Source organism: uncultured Oceanicoccus sp. (assembly GCF_963968385.1).
Taxonomy (GTDB): domain Bacteria; phylum Pseudomonadota; class Gammaproteobacteria; order Pseudomonadales; family Dasaniaceae; genus Oceanicoccus.
On the sequence record NZ_CAXAHB010000106.1, the window covers coordinates 1 to 3,998 of the forward strand.

General features: G+C 45.9%; 4 protein-coding genes. 1 reads left to right on the forward strand and 3 read right to left on the reverse strand.

Annotated features, from left to right (window positions below; translation table 11 throughout):
• The coding region (locus AACP44_RS08600) for a class I SAM-dependent methyltransferase (RefSeq protein ID WP_339340118.1) at positions 1-527 on the forward strand (527 nt) is incomplete at its 5' end.
• Between the two features lie 18 nt (positions 528-545).
• Here the strand turns inward: AACP44_RS08600 and AACP44_RS08605 are convergent.
• From AACP44_RS08605 to AACP44_RS08615, 3 genes are read right to left on the reverse strand one after another with little or no spacing between them, the layout of a single operon-like run.
• A complete protein-coding gene (locus AACP44_RS08605; protein ID WP_339340119.1) occupies positions 546-1,622 on the reverse strand; it encodes a prenyltransferase/squalene oxidase repeat-containing protein in 1,077 nt (358 codons plus the stop codon).
• On the reverse strand, positions 1,619-2,335 hold the full coding sequence (locus tag AACP44_RS08610; protein WP_339340120.1) for a class I SAM-dependent methyltransferase: 717 nt from the start codon (positions 2,333-2,335) through the stop codon (positions 1,619-1,621). The genes AACP44_RS08605 and AACP44_RS08610 overlap by 4 nt, the downstream gene beginning before the upstream one ends.
• Positions 2,322-3,656, reverse strand: a complete 1,335-nt coding sequence (locus tag AACP44_RS08615) for a glycosyltransferase family 4 protein (RefSeq protein ID WP_339340121.1) — start codon at positions 3,654-3,656, stop codon at positions 2,322-2,324. Before AACP44_RS08615 ends, AACP44_RS08610 begins: the two co-directional genes overlap by 14 nt.
• Positions 3,657-3,998: the final 342 nt, after the last annotated feature.

A 3,998-nucleotide genomic window follows, 5' to 3' on the forward strand; every position in this document is an offset into this window, starting at 1 on the left:
TGTCGGCCAAAGCGCCGGCACTGGAGATAGGTAGCTACTGTGGTAAATCAACGATTTTTATCGGCACTGCCTGTAAAAAAGCGGGCGGTGTTTTGTATGCGCTGGATCACCACCGAGGTTCTGAAGAACATCAACTCGGCGAGGAATACCATGACCCTGAGCTTTATGATAGTAAAGTAGGATTGATGGATAGCTTTAAAGTGTTTCGCAGCAATATACGCACTGCGGATTTAGAGGATACTGTTATCCCGATTGTCGCCAGCTCTGATCTGGCCAGTCGCGGCTGGAACACGCCGCTATCAATGGTATTTATCGATGGCGGGCATAGTATGGCAGCAGCAAAAACCGATTACCAAAGCTGGGCCAGCCATATTATACCCGGCGGTATCTTGGCCATTCATGATTTATTTCCTAACCCCGATGAAGGGGGTCAGGCGCCAATAACCATCTATCGACTGGCTTTAGCCTCGGGATTGTTTGAGGAAATTGAAGTGGTAAACACCTTGGGATTGTTACGAAAATTATAGCCCGCTTTCGGTATTTAATTATTTTATAATTTTTTGTACCGATGAGCTTGGTATTGCTTTATCTAACAGCCGCACCTCAGTAAACAATTTTGCTGCGGGGGTATGCTCGGTTAATGCATCCGCCGCCAATAAAATCGCCCCCGCTGTCCAAGTGGGCTTTTCATCCGGCCATAGCACATCCTGCACAAACTGATAGCCAGTCCAGTAAGAGCCATCGTCTAAACGCCACTGGTGCAACCAACTATAAACATTCACTGCCCGCGCATGATCACCTGCAGCCAGCAACGCCATGGTGAGCTCACAGGACTCGGCAATCGTCACCCAGGGCTCATCCGATACACAGCGACAGCCCATTCCCTCTTCAACAAATTTATCCCACTGCTGCTTAAGCCGAGCCTGTGATTGTGATGGCGATAACACGCCAGTTAATACAGGGTAGAACCAATCCATCGAGTAACGCGCTTTACTTTCCCAGCTACGATCAAACCGTTCCGGCTTATTACGCAGAGCGTCGCCTAAACGCTCTCTAGCAGCACACCATGCGGCCACATCTTCGCCCATAGTCATCGCAATATTAATCGCGCATTCCAAGCTTTTATAAATAGAAGAGCAGCCGGTAATTAACGCATCCATTTTGGGCGAGCCATTGGGTTTTACCGCCCACTGAATCTCACCATGTTCCGATTGCAGACTTAGTACAAATTCGATGGCTCGCTCAACCGTCGGCCACATACGCCTTAAAAAATTTTTATTGTTGGTCACTAAATAATGATGCCAAACGCCGGTTGCTATATAGGCAACAAAGTTACTTTCGCGACGATCGCCATTTTCAATCTCGCCCGCTTTATAGGCGGCCCACCAACTGCCATCTTCAAGCTGGGTATCCGCCAGCCACTGATAGGCTTTTGCCGCTGCATCCCATTCTCCGCCAATCGATAAACCCATGGCCGCTTCAGTGTGATCCCAGGGGTCGGCATAGCTGCCTTCAAACCAAGGGATAGAACCATCTGGTTGCTGGCAATTTAAAATAAATTGTACCGTAGGCTGAAAAAAATCAGCCGGAAATAATCCTTTTGATAAAAAAATACCACTCATTTACTGCTTTCCTTTCTAAAATACATCACCACACTTTTGCCCATCATGGGATTGAGCATTCGTTCCAGTGTGCGGGTTAATAAAGGCTTGTGCATCAAATCCCAAACTAGAAAACGATGATATTGTTTGATCAGCCAATTGCTTTCCTGTGTTTGCCAGAAAAAGCACTTTAACCACCAGAACGGCGAATGCAAAGCATGAGCCCAGTGTTTATGCAGCATGGTAAAACCCAAGACTTCAATCTGTGCTTGTAGTTTGCTTGCCTTAAAAATACGCAGATGGCCGCCTTCAACCTTGTGATAGGCCTCGCTAAAATACCAACATATTTTTTCTGGCCAAGTGCGCGGCACGCTGGCACAAAATAAACCGCCGGGCTTTAGTACCCGTTCTATTTCTTGTAGCGCAGCTTTAAAATCAGGGATATGTTCCAGCACCTCGGAACAAATAACTTTATCAAAGGTATTATCAGCGAAGGGCAATTGCAATGCGGTGGCCGCCGAAAGGCCAAAACGTTTATTACTATTATCGGGATCAGCAAAATGCTGGAATCTTTCCTGTGAAGTGCGAAGGTCATCGAGACTAAGATCAACCCCTATCGAAGTCACATCCTGCTCTAGATAAGCAGAGATAACATGCCGACCTTCACCGCAACCCAAATCTAAAATCGTTTCACCGGGCAGCAAGGGCAGATAGTTAAAATCAACCGTTTGCATAGTTATTTTTTTTCTCTAACACTTGGCTATAGTAGTCAGTCATTTGTTTGGCGGTACGCTTCCAACAAAATAAATTTTCAATCCGTTGACGACCGGCCAGAGACATAGCTTCTCGTTTGTCTACATTGTCTAGCAAATCGGCTACTGCCGTAGCAATCGCCTGACTGTTTTTTGCTGGCACAATAACTCCGGCATCACCTACCACTTCCGGCAATGCCCCGCCATCGGTGGATACTACCGGCACACCACAGGCCATGGCTTCACCGGCAGGCAAACCAAAGCCTTCATAAACTGAGGGAACAACCACAACCTGTGCTTCGGCATAATGAGCAACTAATTGTTCGGTAGAAATGCCACTAACAAACGTAATACGTTCGGTTAGTTTTAATCGTTTTATCAATCGCTCAGTGGCACCACCCGCCTGCAGCTTACCAACCATGAGCAATTCTAGCCGGGGGTACTGTTTGGCGAGTTCTGCCACTGCTTCCAGTAAATAACGCACACCTTTTAGTGGCGCATCAGCTGAAGCAGTCGCCATAATACGAAACGGTTTTTTTGCGATTGATGACATGGGTCGAAATTCTTCGGTATCGATGCCGTTATAAACCAGACTAATGCCTGCAGGTTTAAGGCTAAAAGCACTGGCAATATCTTGCTGTGCACTTTCTGAAACCGTCACCAAATGATTTAAACGTTTGGCCACTTTTTTCTGCATGGTTAAAAAAGAATGCCAACGTCTTATAAATAACCGCGCTTTCCAATCCTTCGCGGCATTTAAAGCGATTTGTAAATCACTAGTTATCGGATGATGAATGGTCGTGACCAACGGAAACCCTTTTTTTTGCAGCTTTAACATACCCCAACTTAAACATTGGTTATCATGAATAATATCGTAGTGCCGGCCATGTGCTTTTAGATATTTAAACACTCTGCGACCAAAACAACGGGGCTCGGAAAAGCCGCCGGTTAACTTGCCGGTCCACTCGATAATATTGGTCATTGATCGTAGATGGCTAAAGTTTAAAGAACCAAGACCGGTTTCAAATAAATTCATTCCGGGCATTTTGATCAACTTAACTCTGGGATCAACATGGGGGTATGGTTGACCGGAAATAACATCCACCTCATGCCCCGCTTCTACTAACGCCTTGCTCAAGTATTTGATATAGATGCCCTGACCACCGCCATAGGGCTGACTGCGATAACCTAATAGACAAATTTTTAGCGGCGCATTGCCCTGATTTACTGTCGCAGTTGTCGGAGCAATATCAGTCAATGTGGTCGCAAGCTCTGCGACGGTAAATGCTTGTTTAGCTTGCATAAAAAGTACGTCAGCGCTTAACTAAGGACCCTTTAATATTACTGTTTGCGCTTGCTTTATTAGAGGTAAGTGACGAAATTTTACGCGCCGCTGACAGGAAAATCTATCGATAGCGTAGATGTGACTGGGAGTATCAGGCGGTTTTTGCCTGATTATGATTATTCGCCGCATGAATAGTAATAACTAGGGCCGCACTATGGCATTTTCAATCGTTATCACTGAACTGCAAAGCATGCAATTTGGCATAATGCCCAGAGTGCTCCATTAATTGCTTGTGCGTCCCTTGTTCAACAATACATCCTGCATCCATCACCACAATACGGTCAGCCTTTTCTATTGTGG

What these genes read in the sequence shown, in the direction of transcription:
- AACP44_RS08610 (WP_339340120.1), bottom strand. Translation starts at nt 2,335, where the DNA reads ATGCAAACGGTTGATTTTAACTATCTGCCCTTGCTGCCCGGTGAAACG.
- AACP44_RS08605 (WP_339340119.1), bottom strand. Translation starts at nt 1,622, where the DNA reads ATGAGTGGTATTTTTTTATCAAAAGGATTATTTCCGGCTGATTTTTTT.
- AACP44_RS08615 (WP_339340121.1), bottom strand. Translation starts at nt 3,656, where the DNA reads ATGCAAGCTAAACAAGCATTTACCGTCGCAGAGCTTGCGACCACATTG.